20 protein-coding genes, 1 tRNA gene and 1 pseudogene are annotated in these 18,579 nt (G+C 50.0%); 1 reads left to right on the top strand and 21 read right to left on the bottom strand.

The window, feature by feature from the left end:
* Nucleotides 1–145: 145 nt before the first annotated feature.
* The 8 genes from V1224_06710 to V1224_06675 all read right to left on the bottom strand — a co-directional run bounded on the left by V1224_06710 (nt 146) and on the right by V1224_06675 (nt 7,944).
* Nucleotides 146–874 (bottom strand): DNA alkylation repair protein, encoded by a 729-nt coding sequence (locus V1224_06710; GenBank protein ID WWR17114.1) that lies wholly within the window; start codon nt 872–874, stop codon nt 146–148.
* A gap of 171 nt (nt 875–1,045) precedes the next feature.
* Nucleotides 1,046–1,672: a dihydroxyacetone kinase subunit L gene (locus V1224_06705; protein ID WWR17113.1), complete on the bottom strand. Its 627-nt coding sequence runs from the start codon at nt 1,670–1,672 to the stop codon at nt 1,046–1,048.
* 24 nt (nt 1,673–1,696) lie between these two features.
* A complete protein-coding gene (locus V1224_06700; GenBank protein ID WWR17112.1) occupies nt 1,697–2,707 on the bottom strand; it encodes a dihydroxyacetone kinase subunit DhaK in 1,011 nt (336 codons plus the stop codon).
* Nucleotides 2,708–2,745: 38 nt separating this feature from the next.
* On the bottom strand, nt 2,746–3,225 hold the full coding sequence (locus V1224_06695; GenBank protein WWR17111.1) for an ureidoglycolate lyase: 480 nt from the start codon (nt 3,223–3,225) through the stop codon (nt 2,746–2,748).
* Between the two features lie 15 nt (nt 3,226–3,240).
* Nucleotides 3,241–4,215 carry an ABC transporter permease gene (locus V1224_06690; protein ID WWR17110.1) on the bottom strand — a complete coding sequence of 325 codons (975 nt, stop codon included), beginning with the start codon at nt 4,213–4,215 and terminating at the stop codon, nt 3,241–3,243.
* 12 nt (nt 4,216–4,227) lie between these two features.
* Entirely contained in the window at nt 4,228–5,226 is a 999-nt protein-coding gene (locus V1224_06685; protein ID WWR17109.1) for an ABC transporter permease, read from the bottom strand.
* An 8-nt stretch (nt 5,227–5,234) separates the two neighbouring features.
* Complete coding sequence (locus V1224_06680) at nt 5,235–6,722, bottom strand: sugar ABC transporter ATP-binding protein (GenBank protein ID WWR17108.1); 1,488 nt, start codon at nt 6,720–6,722, stop codon at nt 5,235–5,237.
* Between the two features lie 145 nt (nt 6,723–6,867).
* Nucleotides 6,868–7,944, bottom strand: a complete 1,077-nt coding sequence (locus tag V1224_06675; GenBank protein ID WWR17107.1) for an autoinducer 2 ABC transporter substrate-binding protein — start codon at nt 7,942–7,944, stop codon at nt 6,868–6,870.
* 426 nt (nt 7,945–8,370) lie between these two features.
* Between V1224_06675 and V1224_06670 the strand changes: the two genes are divergently transcribed.
* Nucleotides 8,371–9,009: an orotate phosphoribosyltransferase gene (locus tag V1224_06670; GenBank protein WWR17106.1), complete on the top strand. Its 639-nt coding sequence runs from the start codon at nt 8,371–8,373 to the stop codon at nt 9,007–9,009.
* 107 nt (nt 9,010–9,116) lie between these two features.
* Here V1224_06670 and V1224_06665 read toward each other — a convergent pair whose 3' ends face one another.
* The 13 genes and pseudogenes from V1224_06665 to cysS form a co-directional block, all read right to left on the bottom strand.
* The gene (locus tag V1224_06665; GenBank protein WWR17105.1) at nt 9,117–9,467 is read right to left on the bottom strand and encodes a cobalt transport protein CbiN; all 351 of its coding nucleotides are present in this window, start codon (nt 9,465–9,467) and stop codon (nt 9,117–9,119) included.
* Nucleotides 9,464–10,267, bottom strand: coding sequence for an energy-coupling factor ABC transporter permease (locus V1224_06660; protein WWR17104.1), 804 nt, complete (start codon nt 10,265–10,267; stop codon nt 9,464–9,466). The genes V1224_06665 and V1224_06660 overlap by 4 nt, the downstream gene beginning before the upstream one ends.
* 1 nt (nt 10,268) lies before the next feature.
* Nucleotides 10,269–11,132, bottom strand: coding sequence for an ABC transporter ATP-binding protein (locus V1224_06655; GenBank protein WWR17103.1), 864 nt, complete (start codon nt 11,130–11,132; stop codon nt 10,269–10,271).
* The gene (gene cbiQ, locus V1224_06650) at nt 11,129–11,848 is read right to left on the bottom strand and encodes a cobalt ECF transporter T component CbiQ (protein WWR17102.1); all 720 of its coding nucleotides are present in this window, start codon (nt 11,846–11,848) and stop codon (nt 11,129–11,131) included. The genes V1224_06655 and cbiQ overlap by 4 nt, the downstream gene beginning before the upstream one ends.
* A 28-nt stretch (nt 11,849–11,876) precedes the next feature.
* Nucleotides 11,877–12,524: a YHYH domain-containing protein gene (locus V1224_06645; GenBank protein WWR17101.1), complete on the bottom strand. Its 648-nt coding sequence runs from the start codon at nt 12,522–12,524 to the stop codon at nt 11,877–11,879.
* Nucleotides 12,525–12,606: 82 nt separating this feature from the next.
* Nucleotides 12,607–13,461 carry a bifunctional DNA-formamidopyrimidine glycosylase/DNA-(apurinic or apyrimidinic site) lyase gene (gene mutM / locus V1224_06640; GenBank protein ID WWR17100.1) on the bottom strand — a complete coding sequence of 285 codons (855 nt, stop codon included), beginning with the start codon at nt 13,459–13,461 and terminating at the stop codon, nt 12,607–12,609.
* Between the two features lie 178 nt (nt 13,462–13,639).
* Nucleotides 13,640–13,712: transfer RNA gene (locus V1224_06635), tRNA-Thr, on the bottom strand.
* 86 nt (nt 13,713–13,798) lie between these two features.
* Nucleotides 13,799–14,801 (bottom strand): annotated as a pseudogene (locus V1224_06630) (permease).
* Between the two features lie 120 nt (nt 14,802–14,921).
* Nucleotides 14,922–15,206: a metalloregulator ArsR/SmtB family transcription factor gene (locus V1224_06625; protein WWR17099.1), complete on the bottom strand. Its 285-nt coding sequence runs from the start codon at nt 15,204–15,206 to the stop codon at nt 14,922–14,924.
* Nucleotides 15,207–15,349: 143 nt separating this feature from the next.
* The gene (locus V1224_06620) at nt 15,350–15,973 is read right to left on the bottom strand and encodes a sigma-70 family RNA polymerase sigma factor (protein WWR17098.1); all 624 of its coding nucleotides are present in this window, start codon (nt 15,971–15,973) and stop codon (nt 15,350–15,352) included.
* Nucleotides 15,974–16,729 carry a 23S rRNA (guanosine(2251)-2'-O)-methyltransferase RlmB gene (gene rlmB, locus V1224_06615; GenBank protein ID WWR17097.1) on the bottom strand — a complete coding sequence of 252 codons (756 nt, stop codon included), beginning with the start codon at nt 16,727–16,729 and terminating at the stop codon, nt 15,974–15,976.
* Nucleotides 16,726–17,172, bottom strand: a complete 447-nt coding sequence (locus V1224_06610; protein ID WWR17096.1) for a ribonuclease III domain-containing protein — start codon at nt 17,170–17,172, stop codon at nt 16,726–16,728. The genes rlmB and V1224_06610 overlap by 4 nt, the downstream gene beginning before the upstream one ends.
* Entirely contained in the window at nt 17,157–18,566 is a 1,410-nt protein-coding gene (gene cysS / locus V1224_06605; GenBank protein WWR17095.1) for a cysteine--tRNA ligase, read from the bottom strand. Before cysS ends, V1224_06610 begins: the two co-directional genes overlap by 16 nt.
* Nucleotides 18,567–18,579: the final 13 nt, after the last annotated feature.

Below are 18,579 nucleotides of genomic sequence, written 5' to 3'. Positions count from 1 at the left end.
TTTGAACTGCGGAGGGAAGGCAATCGGAGACAACGCAGCGGGAATAATCCGGTTCTGTCTCCATTCCGCTTTTCTTTCCATAATCCGCTTGCCAGACAGCCAAACAGGCAGATTGCGCAAGATATGTACTGGCAATTCTTTTCTTTCATATTTGATTTCTTCTTCCATGTTTGATGATCCAATCCTGGGCCTTGCTCCGCCCCAGTTTTTCCCATTGAGAAATAATAAAATCTGCTTTTTCCGGTGCATCTTTATACAAGTCATTGAGATTGTTCCCCACACTTTTCTGAACAAACTTTTCCGGGTCGTCTTTTAAGTTTGTAAGGATAATAGTATATCTTTCAAACTCATCCAATGCCACAAATGATTTTTTAGACCAGGGCAGCCGCGTTCTGATACCTTCACTTGCAAGTCTCCTGACATGCACACTGCTGTCGGCGGTCCATTTTATTAATTCATCCATGACTTCCCGGGGATGTTCTTGCAGCAAAGGCCGAATCGCAAACTCTCCGGTAAATCTTTTTGTCAGTTCTTTCAAAAATGTGAGTGATAAAGTCCAGTTCTCATTTCCGCATCGTTCGACATATCTGCCAACAGGCCATAACCACCACCCCAAACGAAACATTCCCTCGGGCCGCGTCAGTTCCGGCCCTAACAGATCAAAAAATGCCCGGATATTTTTTGAATAGTCTCCAGGCATACATTCCTGCATAGCATCTGCAATGCAGTCAAGCCTTGCAAACAATTCTTTGTCGTCCAATTTACCGAGCAGAGAATGGCAAAAGTTTGTTTCCTCAAAGTCCGGCATCACTGAACATATTTTTTGTGAAAGACTGAGAATATAATGGTCGTTATAATAGTCTTTGTGCTTCATATCTGTCCGCCCCCTGTAACTGATAAATTTATTATAACATCCAAACAATCTCTGTGTAAATTTGTTTTGCTGCCCCAGCACAGCAGCTCCTGACGGAATTTATCCATATCGCGCAAAAAAGCCGCCCATTCTCATGAGCGGCCTTCTCTGCAGTCTTAAGTACCGTTATGACTATGCCAGCGATTTCTCAAACGCTTTCATCAGCAGCATCGCCACCGCAGCCCCGGGATCTTTGAGACTTCTCGAGGCTTCACCTCTCGTAGCCGCCCGCCCGTGGACTGCGATCATCGTCGTTGTGTTTTCAAACCCTTTTTCTGCCGCAGCAGCAGCTTTCTTCGCCGCGTCGGCAAGATTCTCTCCATTCTCTGTCACTGCCGCGCGCAGGGCGTCTACCGCCGGCGCCAGTCCGTCCAGAAACGTCTTATCACCGATCTTTGCCTTGCCCCGGTTCATCACACCGTCCAGATACCCCTGGAACACGCTGACAATATCCGCATCTTCCAGCTCGGTCTTTCCCTTTAACACCTTGCCTGCCTGCATAAGCCCGGAAGCCATCAGCGTTCCCATCGTGGACGGCACTGCCGTTGACATGGCTTTGCCCGCCGCATAGAGCAGTTTCCCGGCATCGGCCTCGCCACCGTCTTTTACCGCCTCATAAGCAGCTTTAAAACCGTCGCCCATTGTCAGACCGAGATCGCCGTCGCCGACGATACTGTCAAGATCGATCAGATAGTTTTTGTTTTCATTCATAATCGTATCGGCTTCTCTCAGGAAACCGAGTAACACCTTGTTATCCATACTTCCCCGTCCTTTCTGTACCTCTTAAACCTGTACGAAAAATGGTGTCTGTGCCGGTGCATCAAGATATTTTTTCAGTTCTTCGTCCAGCTTCAGCAAGGAGATGGAAAATCCGGCCATTTCCAGCGAAGTCACATACTCGCCGACATAATATTTATGTACTTTGATTCCTTTTTCTTTGAGCAGCGCATCCACTTTTCTCGTCACGATATACTGCTCGTCGAGTGTCGTCGCCCCGAGCCCGTTTACGAGCACAGCCACTTCGTCTCCCGACCCATAAGGAAGATCTGTGAGGATTTTATCAAGCATCTCGCTTGTGATCTGATCTGCCGGCTCCAGTTTGCCGCGGCGGATGCCGGTCTCTCCATGAATCCCCATACCGATCTCCATCTCGTCCTCACCGATCTCAAACCCCGGCTTTCCGACCCGTGGCACGACACAGGGCGTCAACGCCACACCCATCGTGCGCACATTATCGGCAGCTTTCTGAGCGATCCTTGCCACCTCATCGAGATCCAGCATGGCATCTGCCGCTGCGCCTGCGCATTTATAGACAAACACGATACCAGCCACACCACGCCTCGTATTTTTCTCTCCCGGAGCGCTCGGACCTGCGCTTGCCACATCTTCCCCGGCCACAACCGATACGACTCTGATGTCCTCCTCAAAATCCGCCTGTTCAGCCGCCATATCAAAGTTGAAAATATCTCCGTTATAGTTGCCATAAATATAAAGCACACCCGCGCCGCTGTCGATCTCCTTTGTCACAGCCAACATCTGCTCGGCGCTCGGAGACTGAAAGACATCGCCCACACTGCAGCCGTCCAGCATTCCCTTACCGACATATCCAAGGAACAGAGGCAGATGTCCGGAGCCGCCTCCGGTGGCGATCCCCACCTTTCCTTCCTTTTTATTGGCTGTCACAAGACATCTCACATCTCCCGCTGTGTATGTTACCAGATCCGGGTGTGCGATGTAGATCCCCTCCAGCATTTCATTTACATAGTTTTCCGGCTGATTGATAATTTTCTTCATTGCCCTTACCTCCACTCATATCATCTGCAGTTCTGTTATTACAATGTGATCGTCACATACTGCTCCGGTTCATACTCCACCACCGTACAGTCATTAAAATAGATACGCTCCGGAAGCGCCACCATCAGATGTACGGTCTCCTCATTCACCGGGAATGGCGCCAGATGCCACACCCCCGTATTCATGCGTACGATCGTCCCCTTCGGCACGTAGAACGCCTCTGTCAGCTCCGGAACAGGTGTCTTCGACGGCGGCGCCACATGAAGAACGATGTCTCCATCAAGCGGAAGGAGTATTTCCGCCGTTGTGTTGTGATACTCTGCCTTTGTCACTTTCATCTCGCATTTTTCCGCCGCCAGTGCGGAAAAGCCAACCGGCGCTGCCCCGGACACCGGATAAAGCACATGGTCATGATAAAATGTTCCCAGATTATGTCCTTCCGGCTTTACAAGATTATAAAAATCACCGTATTCTGCAAATGCCTCTTTGGTCAGCGCCCTCGCTTTTATTGTCTTCATAAATGCCATGCTCTCCTATCTTGTAGATTTTTTGTTTTCAATCATCTTCGTCACAATCATGATCACGAGCAGCAAAAGTCCCCAGATAAATGTCTTCAGGAAAGAATTGATCCGCATAATATTGAATGCACTGGAGATGAGCTGCAATACAACGACTGCCATACATACGCCTGCCACTTTGCCCTTTCCTCCATCCGGATCGGTACCGCCGAGAACGGCGATGAGCAGTGTCAACAAGGTATACGAGCTGCCGTAATCCGCCTTTGCCGAATTATAATGAGAAGCCATCAAAATACCGCCGATCGAACCGAGAACGCCCGATGTCAGATAAGTGATAATCGTAATCTTCAGATTGTCGATACCGGAATATCTGGAAGCCACATCATTGGTTCCCATATAGGACACATGCTGTCCATAGACAGTGGACCGAAGCAGAAACGCAACGCCAAGCGCCACCGCCGCAAAGATCATGACTGCGATCGGAATATTGGCGATCACCCCGTTGGCGATCAGACTGAACGATTCCGGCAGTCCGGTCAGTGCAGGTCCCTTGGTAATCGCCAGACCGAGACCGGTATAGAGCTGGAGACCACACAGAGTCACGAGCATCGGCGGTATCTTCAGATAGCCGACAAGGAAGCCGTTGAAAATACCACAGAGCGCGCCGATAATGAGCGCTGCAACGATACCTGCCATAATCCCCGCGCCGCTTCCGCCCATATTAAGGATCACGACTGCTCCAACAATACTGGAGAAGTTTGCAATACCCACAAGAGAGAGGTCGATACCGCCGGACATCATCGCCAGCATCATACCGATCGCAAGAATCCCAAACTCAGGAAACTGAATACACATACCCTGAAGATTGGCAACGCCAAGAAACGCCTGCGGTTCCAAAATACCCATGACAACGAAGATCACAACGGCAATGCCAAATAATGCAAGGGTATTTCTGTCCGCGTTTTTAAGATTTATTTTTTTGTTTTTCATATGTACGCCTCCTTATACCTTTGCACTGTTGGCAATCTTCTTTGCCCTGAGAGAAGTGATGGACGTACCGATAACAATGATCAGACCTACCACAAAAGTCTGGAAATGTGTCGGTATGCCGAGCATAATCAGGTTGTTCTGTACAATGGCGATCAGAAGGACGCCCAATACCGTACCGATGACCGTGCCGTGTCCGCCCGTGATCCGCGTGCCACCTACAACGACCGCGGCAATCACCATCATCTCGCTCCCCATCAGCGCCTGCGGGCTGGCATGTCTGAGCAGGATCACGTAAGTCAGACCGCCGATCCCTGCAAAAAATCCTGAAACCATATAGATAATAAACTGTATTTTCACCACATTAAAACCAGCGATCCTGGCAGCGTTCTTGTCACCGCCGATGGCATAGATCCCACGCCCGAGCATCGTATATTTTAAGAGGAAATAAGCGGCAACGATCAGCACGACCGGAATCAGAATCAGGGCCGTAAGCTGGAACGTGATACCGTCCGCATTGGTATAGGAAAAAATAAACACTTTCGAGAGATCACCCAGATTTCCCGAGATGCTGCATTCCTCTGTCCCGAGAAACGCAAGCGTTGCCCCATTGACAGCGCTGCTCACACCCAGCGTTGCAATCAGCGGCGGCAGTTTGATCTTGGCAATCAAAATGGCATTGATTACCCCAAACAAAACGCCGATGGCGCCTGCCATCAGGTAAGCTATGAGCGGATTGTCAATCCCTGTGACCATCGTAAAACGAACGGTCGCATACATCGCCATGCAGGCGACTGCCGGAAAGGAAACATCAATACCGCCGGAGATGATCACGATCATCTCACAGATGGCAAAGATCAGAGTGACCAGCATCGCTCTCGACAGCGTGATTACCGTGGACACTCCTGCAAACGCCGGGTTGACCACACCGATTAAGATACACAAGCCTACAATGATGTAAACAACGATCATTTCATTTGTAGACAATGTCTGTTTTAATTTCTTATTCATCATCGTCCTCCTTACATCCCGCTGTTCAGCATTCCCGTCAGCTGGTTTTCGTCCATATCACCGGTCTCGATCATGCCGGAAGTTCTGCCGTTTTTCATAATTATCAGCTTATTGCAATTCTGCACAAGTTCACTCAAGTCATCCGAGATGATGATCACGCCAATGCCTTTTTCCACGAGCTCATGCAAAATTTTATGGATGTCTGCCTTGGCCCCCACATCGACGCCTACCGTGGGTCCATTGAGGACGACAAGCGCCGGCTCCGTGTTCAGCCATTTGGCAATTACCATTTTCTGTGCATTTCCTCCGGAAAGTGTGCGGATCTCAGGCGAAGGTGAGGGCGCCGCACAGCCGATCTTGTTGATCCATTCCTGCGTCACACGGTACATCTCCGAGTGGTCCAGTTTTCCATGCTTTAAATAGCGGGAGATCGAGGCCGCCACTGTGTTGTCCTGGATGGAGCGAGTCATAAAAAGTCCCTGTGTCAGACGATCTTCCGGCACATAGCCAATCTTGTTTTTCATGGCGTCGGCAATCGAACGGACCCGGATCTCTTTTCCGTTGAGGATAATCCTGCCACTCTCCGCCGGGGCCAGCCCGAACAGAGCATCGCCAATCTCCCCGCGGCCGGAACCGAGCAAACCCGTGATCCCAAGCATATCTCCCTTATTCAAAGTAAAGCTGACATCCTCAAAAGCGCCATGTCTCGTCAGATTCTCCACCTTCAATATCTCTTCATCACTGTGCTTCGGACGGTACGTCTCGTCAGACAACTCATGTCCCGTCATGCACATGACAAAACGTTTCCTGTCAAACTCATCAATCAGTCCCGTCGCCACATTCTCGCCGTTTCGCAGGATCGTCAGACGATCTGCGATCTGATAGATCTCATCCAATTTATGATTTACAATAACGATCGCCATCCCCTTCTCTTTGAGGTTGCGGACAATCTTATTCAATTTTTCCACTTCATTTGCCGTCAGCGCCGTCGTCGGCTCATCGAGGATGAGCATCTTGGCATCATTGATGATTGCCCTGCATATGGCAACCATCTGCTTATTTGCCACAGACAGCCGTTCAACCGGTATATCCGGGTCCATGTGAGCACCGATCTGCTCCATCGCCTCCAAGGCAAGCTCCCTTGCCTTCTTCCAGTCCATTTTCTTCGCGCTTGTCATGAGCGCTCTGTTCATCGCAATATTTTCTGCCACTGAAAGATTCGGAAACACTGCGAAATCCTGATAGATAACCTGAATTCCGAGGCTGATCGAATCGATCGGCGTCAATTTCTGTATTTTTTTGCCCTCAATATAAATGTTGCCTTCCGTAGCGTCATGAACGCCGGATATTACTTTGATCAGTGTAGACTTGCCGCAGCCATTTCCTCCTGCCAGACAGTGGATCTCTCCGCTTCTCACTTCCAGGCTGACTCCCTTTAACGCCTTTACGCCGCCAAAGTATTTTTTTATTCCATCCAATTTCAAAAATGTCTCTGCCATACTCTGTCCCATCTTTCTTTCATCATTCCAACAGACGCATTCCCTTATCATAGTGGAAAGGCGGACCTCATAAATCCCTTTTACAGTCTTACAAGGTCCGCACTTACTTCCGGAAAGCGGCTCCGCTTTCTATTTCACCTGTTTATCAGAAATCATATGCAGGGTCATCTACATTATCCTTCGTCACATCGATCCATGCCTGACCATACAGAACATTTCCTTCCAATGTCAGATTGTCATAGCCCTGTACTTCCAGATTACAGCCAGACTCGATCGTCTCACCGTCCAGAACCTTGATTGCAAGCTGAATCATCGCTTTGCCTGCAAGCGCGGGATCCCAGAAAGAGATCATATCGATGGTGCCGTTTCTTACAAACTCACCGGATACGGATACAAGAGAAGTACCGGCAATCTTTACCTTACCCTGAAGGCCAAGTTCTTCTACTGCAAGCGCCGCACCTGCCACATCAGGCATAGCGGAACCCTGGATAGCTGCGATATTCGGGTTTGCTGTCAGAACCTCTTTCACTTTGTCATAAGACTTGGACTGATCGTCCGCGGTTTCAATCTTATCCCCGTACTGTGTCATGTTCGGGAATTTCTCTTCCTGAAGTTCTTTTGCAGCATCCACCCACTGATTGTGAGATTCGCTCGTCAGAGAACCAACTTCAAATATGTATTCACCCTCGCCGCCTGTAGCTTCGCCGAGGCATTCCATAAAGTGCATACCATAATCTTCGTTGTTGAACGCCTCAATGTCATAATCCATATTTGTCATGCCGGAAGCCTCATGTGTAATGACAACGATTCCTGCTTCTCTTGCTTTTTTCAATACGGGCTCCAACGCTTCCGTAGAGAACGGTACGACACAGATCGCATCTACGCCCTGAGAGATCAGATCCTCGATTGCCTGCGCCTGCAGCGCGCCATCACCCTCGGAAGGTCCGGTATAAAAAGCATCCACTCCTGTCTCTTCCGCATACTCTTTGACACCGACTTCCATTCTCTGGAACCACGCGATACTCGTCAGTTTCGGAACAACAGCGATCTTATAACCTGCGCTGTCGCCGGATGCCGCCGCATCTCCTGCACCCTCGGCTGTCGCCTCTGCCGCCGCCGGCTCTGCAGCCGGTGCTTCTTCCACTTTGCTCACACCACAGCCAGCTAACAGAGAAGCCGTCATGGCAGCGCAAAGCAGCACACTCAATACTTTCTTTTTCATTCCTTTTCCTCCTTTTATCCATTTACTCACTTTAATAAAACTTTACTAAACATAATTAATATTATACTTATATTATTATTATATTTAGTATTTTTTACGTCTTATCAAGTAACACTAATGTATCATTTTACCCCCCCCCGTGTCAATCCATTTTACCATTTTTGACGCTTTATCCATTTTTATCTCCTATATTTTGTGCAGAATGACTAAATCCAAAAACCATCGTTCTATAATCCATTTTCATCCCCTCTCACTATATTTTAGTAAATTTCAGTAAAAATATTCTGAATTTAAAAAACATAAAAAATTTTACGAGAATAAATTCTGAATTTGTGATAGTAATTTTGTCTAATAAATAGTATAATAGAAGAAAATATTGTTGCATTTTATCCAAATGCAGTCATAAAACGAAAGCGAGGGATTTTTATGCAGGATGCGAAAAAACTGGTCTCCAAGAAATACCCAAATATCGTGTTGAATGTCATCCCGGGGCACTTTGTAACCCCCAGCTCCCACATCAACTATTATCTGGATATGTCGATGTTAAAGGCAAGACTGAGCGAAGCACAGAAAGTGGCAAAGGCAATGGCGGACGCCTATGTCGCCAGCACAGTCGTAGATACGATCGTCTGTCTGGAAGAATGCAAGGTCATCGGCGCTTATCTTGCCGAACAGCTCACAAACGTTGGTGTCCTCTCCATGAATGCCCATAAGACGATCTACATTACATCGCCGGAGATCAACTCTGCCGGGCAGATTCTTTTTCGTGAAAACCTGCAGCCCATGATCAAAAATAAGCATGTGCTTCTGCTGCTGGCAGCCGCCACCACCGGAAACACAATGTCAAGAGCGATCGATTCCATCGTCTATTATGGCGGTACTGTGACCGGAATCTCCGCGATTTTCAGCGCTGTCAACAAAACCCACGGCATACCTGTCCATGCGCTCTATACGATGTCAGATATTGCCGACTATAAGATGAGCCCGCCCGAATCGTGCCCGATGTGTAAAGAGGGAAAACCCGTGGACGCCATTGCCAACGGATATGGATATTCGGCGCTCTGAGGTAAAAACAGTCATAAATAAAACAAAAAGTTCTCATACGGTGCGCTCTCTGCGCCGTATGAGAACTCTTTTTCAGACTCATTGCAAAAATCTTTCCGTCCTTCTTCTTAAATTCTGTTCTGCAATGTCTTCATGTTATCGCTGTTATCACCTCTCTCATTCATCCATTTCCTACGCTCCACAAACCGGCCCATAAAAAACGCGATTACGCCGACACCGATACCGGTCTGGATACAAAACAGCAGGCTCTCCAGTTCGCCCGGAAGCTCACCGCCAATCATCGTTTCCAGCACCGGTGTAAACCAGGGCTCATAACTACCGGCAATCTCCGCCGCCACTTCGCTTCCGGCATCATCGGAACCACCAAACTCCGCCCCCCTGCGGACAACGACAGGCACTGTTATCAGTACCGCCGTCAATAAAAGCAGCCCCAGTACTGTTTTGGTGTTCTTGCTCATTGCATTTCCTCCTTTTTCCTGTCCAGCGCCTGCAGTTCAGGCTGCGCATAGACATCGAGTCCGATGACCAGAATCACCGTCACGATTCCTTCAATCACCGCCAGCGGAAGCTGGGTCGGCGCAAACACGCCGAGAAACCTCACCGCTGACTGAAAGACGCCGCCTTCCGGAGAGGGAAATGCCAGCGCAAGCTGCACGCTTGTAACACAGTAGGTAAACAGGTCTCCGAGCGCCGCCGCCAGAAAAATACAAAACCGTCTGTTGACTTTTGCTCTCTTACAGACCACATAGATAACATAAGCCAAGGCCGGTCCGGCAATGGCCATGGAAAACGTATTGGCGCCAAGGGAAGTCAGTCCTCCGTGTGCAAGCAAAAGCGCCTGAAAGATCAATACAATCAGCCCCAGAATACTGACCACAGACGGACCAAATAAAATGGCGCCCAGACCGGTCCCCGTCATATGCGAACAGCTCCCCGTCACAGACGGAATCTTCAGGGAAGAGATCACAAAGATGAACGCCCCTGACATGGCCAGCAGCGTAATCACACTGCGGTCGGCCTGCAGCCGTCTCCGGATTGCGAAAAATCCCGCAAGCAAAAAAGGTAGGCAGAGAACGCCCCAGGCCACACAGTATGACGCGGGAAGATAGCCTTCCATAATGTGCATGGCATTTGCCGCAGGCGCAATACCCGAAGCCACGGCAAGGACCACCGCTGCCAGCACCAGCCGCTTTTCCCGTCTTCGCTCAGTCTTCCCTTTACCCGCTTCCCGGTTCTCCGGTTTCCTGATTGTCCTCATTTCATGGCCTCTCCTTTCTTTCTGTGAGATATTGCCCATCCCCGAGGAGTGTATCCAGCTCTTTCACTGTCCTGGGGACTCTCCCTTTCTCCTTCAGCAGATTTCTTTCTTCCAGCAGTTTCGTGAGTTGATATAACATTGGTTGTTCCAGATTCGCGTCCTTGCATAGCGCCCTTTCGGAAAAGACCGCGGGCGGCGGCCCGTCCGCTCTCACTGTTCCCTCCTGCATGACAAGCACCCGGTCTGCCCACCGCCATACGAAATCCACATCGTGAGTGCCGACTATGAGCGTCTTGCCTTTTCCGCTGAGCAGATCGAGCACCTGCTCCAGCTGCCGCACATGCAGCGGATCAAGCGAAGCCTGCGGCTCATCAAACAGAAAGACCTCCGGCTCCATCGCAATGATGTCCGCAATGCTCACCCTTTTCTTCTCCCCGCCGCTCAATGTATGAGGCGGTCTGTCCTCATAGCCTTGCAGATTCATAAAGGAAACCGCGGCGGCCACCCGGCTTTCGACTTCCATCCGGGACAATTTTAAGTTCATCGGACCAAAAGAAATTTCTGCGCGCACACTGGGCGCGATCATCTGGCTGTCGGCATCCTGAAAGATGATCCCCACTCCCCGGCGCAGTACATTGACATTCTTTCTGGTAATTGTATTCCCTCTGTAACACAGTCGGCCCTGCTGAGGAAAAAGCACTCCGTTCATATTCAGAAAGAGCGTCGACTTTCCGGCGCCGTTCGCTCCCAGCACCGCAATCCTCTCTCCCTCGTAAATATTCAGACTGACACTCTGCAGCGCCTTACCGCCGCCCACATAGGCAAAGCTCACCTCCTGCAAAGCTAAGACAGGCTCTCTTTTCATCCGCTGATCCTCCCGATCAAGACCAGTACGCACACATACCCGGCGGCGGCCGCCCATTCACCCAGGCTGCTCTTTGCCGTTTTCTCCAGAAAACAGAGTTCTCCCTCATAACAGCGGGATTCCATGGCATTGTAAAAAGCGTCCGCCCTTCTCATCGACAGCACGAACAGATTACCTGCCACCTTACCGAACGTATGCAGCGACGTCCGGTAATCCACATAACCGAGTCTGGACTGCGCCGCAGTATCCATGTGATTCCATACCTCTGTCAGCACGAAAATAAAACGGTAGATCAGATACATCAGCTCAATCATCAGTCCCGGCAGATGACATTTTCTCAGGACTGCCAGCAGTTCCCCCACCGGCGTCGACAGGGCCAGAAAATAAAAAGCGCTGACCGCCCCCACTGCCCGAAGCGTCACCTCCGCCGCCCGAAGTGGACTGCCCATTGTCACAAGCAGCGCAATCCCTCCAAATATCACAAAAAACAGAGGGATTCCAAGCAGACTGAAATACTCGCGCAGCTTCACCCTGCCAATCCCTGCCGTTATGACCATCATGGACAGGATTACAAAGACCGATACCGCCAGGCTGTCCAGTACAAGACACAGAGTCAGTACCGCCAGACTGAACACCATTTTCAGAGCCGCACTGCGTCGCCGCAGGCCGGAAGCATATGCGTATTGTTCCAGATGTGCGACATGTTGTCTGCGCATACTCACTTCTCTTCCAACTCCCTCTTCATCAATATGCTACACGTCCTTCATACTGACCGCTGTTTACATAATGCCCATAGTAGAGTTTCAGATCATTGCCAAACAGAGAAACCAGATCAGGATTGTTCTGAATATAGACCGTTACGTTAAATGTTGCGGCTCCCTGTCTGCCTTCCGCCATTCCTGTCGTCTCAAAATGGGCATACAGCGCTGCGGCGTCGCCCTGTATCGGCGCCAGGTCCGCATAAGTGGCAGCATAAAAGGCAGGATCAAAGATCACGCTCTCATAACCGGTACCTGTCTGACCGTTTCCGGCATCGACTGTCTGGTCATCTGTACCAACAGCGGTCTGTCCGTCATCCGAAATCTGCGGGATGGACGGGACAATGGCTGGAACCGGGAGATCCGGCTGAAGAAAGCCCTGATCCAGATCGGCCGCCGCACTGTCGTAAGGGCAAAACCCATCGGGATGCAGGTGGGCCGGGTATCCGTGATGATAATGGTAAGACCCCAGTCCACTCTTATTTTTATAATCGTGATGTCCTCCGCTCGCGTCCGTTCTCCCGCTGTGCGCCTGCGCCGTCAGTGCCAGGTCAAACCTGCCCGCCTGCACCGGCAATATTATGAGTGCCAGCGACGATACAGTGATCAGTAGTATCTTTTTTAATGTTCTCATCTTTTTATCCTCCGTCATTTGTTTCCATCCGGTCAACGGGTTCCCTATATATTTATTCTAACATACACGGAAAATTTGTAAATTACTCCGCCACTATTTGCCGCCTGCTTTCCCTGTTCTGGCAGACGGTGCAGTGCACACTGCCCCTGCCGCCAATCACAAGCCGGCAGAGTCTGTTCCCGCAGACCGGACAGGGTTCGCCCGCATGACCGTAGACTTGCAAAAACGGAGTGTTGCGGTAGTCTCTCCCTTTCGTCTCCAGATATTCTTCCGGTGTAATATGATTTTTCTCTATAAAATAAGAAAGCCGTTCGGGAATGACGGCCGCAAGGCGCTCCCATTCTTCCGTCCGCAGATCGTCTGCAGAGCGCGCCGGATGGATACCTGCCGTAAATAAGATTTCATCTGCATAGATATTGCCGATTCCCGCAACCGTCGTCTGTTCCAGCAGACATTCCTTGACCGTTTTGCGTCGTTTTCCCAGACATGTATGCAGATATTCAGCCGTCAGAGACGCATCAAACGGTTCCAGCCCCAGCTTACCGATCCCGCTGTATGTATCGTCTTCTCCCTTCCGAAGCAGCCAGAAGCGTCCGAAGCGGCGCATATCGGCAAAACGCAGCTCTTTCCCGCCGCACAGGTGAAAAATGATATGGGTATGCTTTTCTTCCGGATACCCCGCCGGAGTAAGCAGCAGACAGCCTGTCATCCGCAGGTGCAATATCACACGATCACCGCTTTCTAATACAATGGTCAGAAACTTTCCTCTGCGCGACATGCCCGATATGGTCTGTCCTGCCATCCTCCTGCAAAACTCATCTGCCGCCGGATAGGCGGAGACTTCCGTCCGTCTGATTGTTACCTCTTCGACTGTAAGCCCCTGTATCTGCGGTTCGATCGTTCTCCTGATCGTCTCTACTTCTGGTAATTCCGGCATCCTCTTTCGTCCTTTCTCTCCGTATTTCCTGCACACAGACTTATGTCCTGTCGGCTGTGAGCCGAGCCGCAGTCTTCCCAGACACTGCCTGCCAGTCAGAACCGGCGAAACCGGGAGATAATCAAAGAAAGACTTTTTGAAGTATCACACTTCAAAAAGCCTTTTTTCATTCTGATCCAGCTACCTAGCGGACTTGAACCGCCGACCTCATCCTTACCAAGGATGCGCGCTACCGACTGCGCCAAGGTAGCTTATTGCTACTCTCACAACACCTTTAATATAGTACCTAATTTTGTCTTTTTTGTCAATAGGAAGTTTTGATGTCCAGCGCTGTTATTCATATCAGTAAAAATTGGAACAAGTTAAACAGGTAGCCGACAAGTATCATGCCAACAGTACAGATGCCAATAAACAATGCCAGCAGTTTCGGTTTTACCGCTTTGCGGAGCATAATCACAGATGGTAAACTTAATGTGGTGACAGCCATCATAAACGCCAAAATCGTACCGAGCTGTGCACCCTTGTAAAGCAGAGCCTCCGCCACCGGAATCGTACCAAAAATATCGGCATACATGGGAACGCCTACCAGCGTCGCAAGGATAACGCCAAAAGGATTGTTGCCACCTAATACAGCCTCGATCCAGCTTTCCGGTATCCAGTTATGAATGACTGCGCCAACACCCACGCCAATTAAAATATACGGGAATATCTTCCTGAAAGTGGAAGCAACCTGTTCTTTTGCATATTGAATCCGTTCCCGTACTGTCAATGCAGGGGTTTCTACGTCCACATCCCCGGCCCTGCGGATAAATTCTTCCACATATGACTCCATGCGCAACTTCTCAATCAAAGTACCGCCTGTTACGGCAATCGCCAATCCGACAATCACATAAACAAAAGCCACTTTTGCACCAAAAATACTCATCAGGAGAAGCAGACTCCCCAAATCCACCATGGGAGATGAAATCAGAAAAGAAAACGTAACGCCCAGCGGCAAACCTGCACCGGTAAAGCCAATAAACAGGGGAATGGACGAACAGGAGCAAAATGGCGTCACAGTCCCCAGCAGGGCAGAGATGACGTTTGCACCAATACCGTGGAACCGGCTTAATATGCGCTTGCTTCGTTCCGGCGGGAAGTAGCTTTGAATGTAAGAGATTACAAAAATCAAAAAGCAGAGCAACACAGTGATTTTCAAGACATCATAGAGGAAAAACTGGATGCTTCCCCCCTATGCGTTCCCCTACATCCAGCCCAAACACGGAAAGTCCTGCGCCAATCAGTTCGTTCAGCCATTTCATGCCCAAAACCTGGTCTTGAATAAATTTCCATACATTCATAGAGAAACCTCACTTTCAATTCTTTATATATCACATCAAAAAAATTTGATGTTTTGTTTCAAAAGAAACACCATCTTATTTTGATGGCGTTTCTCTATCACATAAAAGGCATCCGCCCTTTTAATCTGCATCTGGCGTTGTTATGGCAAGCAACAACTTTACCGCTCTCTCTCTGCCACTATCGCTCAAACGGTAATGCGTCCATTTCCCCTCCTGACAGCTTAAAACAAGCCCGGAATCACATAGAATTTTCATATGATAGGACAGGCCGGATTGAGTCAAATCCATTGGTTCTTGCAGTACACAGGCACATTTTTCACCACTTCGCAGTTGTTCCAAAATGGCAAGGCGCTTGGGGTCACACAAGGCCTTAAAGATTTTTGCGTTTTCCTGATAAATGCCCATGCAATCTCCTCTCACATCAAAATTTTTTAATATATTTCAGTATATGCAATAATCGTCCGTTTGTCAATAATGCTTCTCAAATCCGGCATCATTTTCCACACTTTATTCTGATCGATCGCATCTGCGGTATCATGTCGCCCCTTTTATCTCCCGATCGCCCGTCTCAGTTTGCTCTTAATACGCTGGAGGGCGTTGTCCGTGGACTTGTCGTCTCTGCCAAGCACTTTTGCGATCTGCACATAGCCCATACCTGTGAGATAGAGATCGAACACCTGTTTTTCAAAATTGCTCAGCTCTTTTTCTATCGTCTTTTCCAGGAGCTCCACACTCTCCTTGTCGATCCACGCCTCTTCCGGGCTCTTGTCCGATAGCGAACTGAGCACATTGACAAGCTCCGTCTCCTCGCCGCCATTCTCGCCCCGCTCCCGCACATCGCTGTAGAGGGAAATATATGTGTTCAGAGGCTTATGTTTCTTCCGCCTGGAAGCCTGCACGGCCGTATACATCTGTCTGGATATACACAGGTCGGCAAAAGTGAGAAAACTGGCGTCTCTGCCAATGTCATAATCCCGCAGCGCCTTAAAAAGCCCGATCATCCCTTCCTGAATCAGGTCTTCACCGTCCGCGCCAAGGATATACATCGACTTTGCCTTGCTTTTGACAAGGTTTTTATATTTGTCCATCAGAAAATCCGTGATCTCCACCTCGCCGTCACGCAGCCGCACAATCAATTCCTCATCACTGATCCCCGCATAATCTTTTTCCATTTACTGCATCCTCTGGCGCACAATTTCATAGGCAAGCACACCGGCCGCCACAGACGCATTCAGGGAATCAATATTGCCCTTCATGGGAATGGCCGCAGTGAGATCACAGCTTTCCTTTACGAGCCGTCCCACGCCCTGTCCCTCGCTGCCAATTACAAGCCCGATCGGGCCCTTCAGATCCAGATCATACATGACAGTGCCATTCATATCCGCGCAGACGAACCAAAGGCCTTCTTTTTTCAGGCTTTCAATCGTCTTGGCAAGGTTCGTCACCTTCGCCACCGGCGTATAGTTCAGAGCCCCGGCGGAAGTCCTCGCCACGGTGGGAGTCAGTCCGACCGCTCTGTTTCTGGGAATGATCACCCCATGGGCTCCCGCCAGATTGGCGGTACGAATGATCGCGCCCAGATTATGCGGGTCTTCAATATTGTCCAGCAAAAACAAAAAAGGCGGCTCTCCTTTTTCCCGCGCCGCCTGCAGCATATCTTCCACCTCCGCATAGGTATACGCCGCTGCGCAGGCAATGACCCCCTGATGCTTTCCCGTCTGCGAGAGCTGATCCAGCCGTTCCCGGTCGACATAGCGGATCAGTGTGTCCTGCTTTTTCGCCTCCCGTCTGATCGTCATCACCGGACCGTCCTGACAGCCGTCCAGTATGTACAGCTTGTCTATCGTCCTGCCGCTGCGAAACGCCTCGATGACTGCATTGCGCCCTTCTATCACAGACGTCTCATTCTCAAATGTCTCATTACTCATAGTTCTTTCCCTGCCTTTTCCAGCCCCAGTCTCACAAGCTCCAATACCCGGTCGAACCGGTCCTCCAGGTAGAGGTACCCGATCAGCGCTTCCAGTCCTGTCGCCTTCCGGTAATCTTCGATCGACGCATTCTTTGCCGTCGTATGGGATTTGGCATTTCGTCCCCGCCTGTACACGGCCAGTTCCTCTTCTGTCAGATCCTCCTGCATCGCTTCTACCATCTGTGCCTGCGCTCCGGCTTTGACATACTTCACCGTCTCACGGTGAAGCAGGTTGGCCGCCTTGTTCCCCCGCTCCACAACGACCGTACGGATGATCAGATCATAGACGGCATCGCCGATATAAGCGAGCGTCAGCGGGGAAAAAGTGCGAATATCAATTTCTCTCTCTTCCCGGACCAACGCACGCCTGATTTTAATCAGCCCGCTTACGCCCTCTTCCATTTTACGCCTTCTCTTGTGTCCTCCAATATAATGCCCTTTTCCAGCAGTTCGCCGCGGATCGCGTCAGCCCTGGCAAAATCTTTCGCTTTTCTCGCCGCCTGCCGCGCTTCAATCATCGCCTCGATGTCGGCGTCAAGCATCTCCTCTTTTTTGTCAACGATCAGCCCCAGCACGCCCGTCAATGTGCGGATCTCTGACAAAAGTCCTGAAAGAAAGGCGCCGGAACTGGTTTCGTTCACTTTCGTATTGACAAACTTCACAAGTTCAAACACTGCCGAAAGCGCGTCCGCCGTATTGATGTCGTCATCCATCGCCTCCTCGAATTTCATCCGGAAGCCGTCTGCCTCCCGCAGAAATGCCTCTTCCTGCGCATCCGCCTCTTCCTTCTTTGCGTTTCCGAGCAGGAATTTCAAGTTCTCCACGCTGGTGATGATCCGCTCCAGACCATTTGCCGCCGCTTCCATCAGTTCCGCGCTGAAATTAAGCGGACTTCTGTAATGTGCCGACAGCATAAAGAACCGCAGTACCTGCAGATCATATTTTTCCGCTATGTCTCTCACCGTAAAGAAATTGCCGAGAGACTTGGACATTTTTTTATTATCAATATTCAAAAAGCCGTTGTGCATCCAATATCTGGCAAATGTCCTGCCATTTGCCGCCTCGGACTGTGCGATCTCATTCTCATGATGCGGGAATATCAGATCTTCGCCGCCCGCATGAATATCGATCTCCTCCCCCAGATACCGCCTGCTCATAACGGAACACTCGATATGCCAGCCCGGCCGTCCCTGGCACCAGTCGGACTCCCAATACGGTTCTCCCTCTTTTTTCGGTTTCCAGAGAACGAAATCGAGAGGATCTTCTTTCTGGTCTTCCCCTGACACAAGGAGCGAGCGATTGCCGCCCCGCAGATCATCCAGATTCTTATGGGAAAGTTTTCCGTATTCCTTAAAACTTCTCGTGCGGAAATAAACGGTTCCGTCCGCTGCCAGATAGGCATGGCCCTTGTCAATCAGTGTACGGATCATCTCCAGCATCCCGCAGATTTCTTCCGTCGCCAGCGGATGCGTCGTCGCCGGACGGACATTCATGGCCGCCATGTCCTTCTTGCACTCCGCAATATATCGCTGGGAGATCACCGATGCCTCCACACCCTCTTCGATCGCCTTTTTAATGATCTTATCGTCCACATCGGTAAAATTGCTCACAAAATTCACTTCGTAGCCTCTGTATTCCATATAGCGGCGCGCCGTGTCAAACACGATCATTGGCCTGGCATTGCCGATATGGATCAGATTGTATACCGTGGGACCGCACACATACATGCGCACCTTCCCCGGTTCAATGGGAATGAACTCCTCTTTTTTCCCTGACAGCGTATTATAAATTTTCATCTTTTTCTCCCTT

It is taken from the genome of Lachnospiraceae bacterium JLR.KK008 (assembly GCA_037015955.1).
GTDB lineage: Bacteria > Bacillota > Clostridia > Lachnospirales > Lachnospiraceae > VSOB01.
The sequence above is the reverse complement of the archived record's forward strand: the minus strand, read 5'-3'. Positions and strand labels throughout refer to the sequence as shown.

What these genes read in the sequence shown, in the direction of transcription:
- V1224_06710 (WWR17114.1), bottom strand. Translation starts at nt 874, where the DNA reads ATGAAGCACAAAGACTATTATAACGACCATTATATTCTCAGTCTTTCA.
- V1224_06705 (WWR17113.1), bottom strand. Translation starts at nt 1,672, where the DNA reads ATGGATAACAAGGTGTTACTCGGTTTCCTGAGAGAAGCCGATACGATT.
- V1224_06700 (WWR17112.1), bottom strand. Translation starts at nt 2,707, where the DNA reads ATGAAGAAAATTATCAATCAGCCGGAAAACTATGTAAATGAAATGCTG.
- V1224_06695 (WWR17111.1), bottom strand. Translation starts at nt 3,225, where the DNA reads ATGAAGACAATAAAAGCGAGGGCGCTGACCAAAGAGGCATTTGCAGAA.
- V1224_06690 (WWR17110.1), bottom strand. Translation starts at nt 4,215, where the DNA reads ATGAAAAACAAAAAAATAAATCTTAAAAACGCGGACAGAAATACCCTT.
- V1224_06685 (WWR17109.1), bottom strand. Translation starts at nt 5,226, where the DNA reads ATGATGAATAAGAAATTAAAACAGACATTGTCTACAAATGAAATGATC.
- V1224_06680 (WWR17108.1), bottom strand. Translation starts at nt 6,722, where the DNA reads ATGGCAGAGACATTTTTGAAATTGGATGGAATAAAAAAATACTTTGGC.
- V1224_06675 (WWR17107.1), bottom strand. Translation starts at nt 7,944, where the DNA reads ATGAAAAAGAAAGTATTGAGTGTGCTGCTTTGCGCTGCCATGACGGCT.
- V1224_06670 (WWR17106.1), top strand. Translation starts at nt 8,371, where the DNA reads ATGCAGGATGCGAAAAAACTGGTCTCCAAGAAATACCCAAATATCGTG.
- V1224_06665 (WWR17105.1), bottom strand. Translation starts at nt 9,467, where the DNA reads ATGAGCAAGAACACCAAAACAGTACTGGGGCTGCTTTTATTGACGGCG.
- V1224_06660 (WWR17104.1), bottom strand. Translation starts at nt 10,267, where the DNA reads ATGAGGACAATCAGGAAACCGGAGAACCGGGAAGCGGGTAAAGGGAAG.
- V1224_06655 (WWR17103.1), bottom strand. Translation starts at nt 11,132, where the DNA reads ATGAAAAGAGAGCCTGTCTTAGCTTTGCAGGAGGTGAGCTTTGCCTAT.
- cbiQ (WWR17102.1), bottom strand. Translation starts at nt 11,848, where the DNA reads ATGCGCAGACAACATGTCGCACATCTGGAACAATACGCATATGCTTCC.
- V1224_06645 (WWR17101.1), bottom strand. Translation starts at nt 12,524, where the DNA reads ATGAGAACATTAAAAAAGATACTACTGATCACTGTATCGTCGCTGGCA.
- mutM (WWR17100.1), bottom strand. Translation starts at nt 13,461, where the DNA reads ATGCCGGAATTACCAGAAGTAGAGACGATCAGGAGAACGATCGAACCG.
- V1224_06625 (WWR17099.1), bottom strand. Translation starts at nt 15,206, where the DNA reads ATGGGCATTTATCAGGAAAACGCAAAAATCTTTAAGGCCTTGTGTGAC.
- V1224_06620 (WWR17098.1), bottom strand. Translation starts at nt 15,973, where the DNA reads ATGGAAAAAGATTATGCGGGGATCAGTGATGAGGAATTGATTGTGCGG.
- rlmB (WWR17097.1), bottom strand. Translation starts at nt 16,729, where the DNA reads ATGAGTAATGAGACATTTGAGAATGAGACGTCTGTGATAGAAGGGCGC.
- V1224_06610 (WWR17096.1), bottom strand. Translation starts at nt 17,172, where the DNA reads ATGGAAGAGGGCGTAAGCGGGCTGATTAAAATCAGGCGTGCGTTGGTC.
- cysS (WWR17095.1), bottom strand. Translation starts at nt 18,566, where the DNA reads ATGAAAATTTATAATACGCTGTCAGGGAAAAAAGAGGAGTTCATTCCC.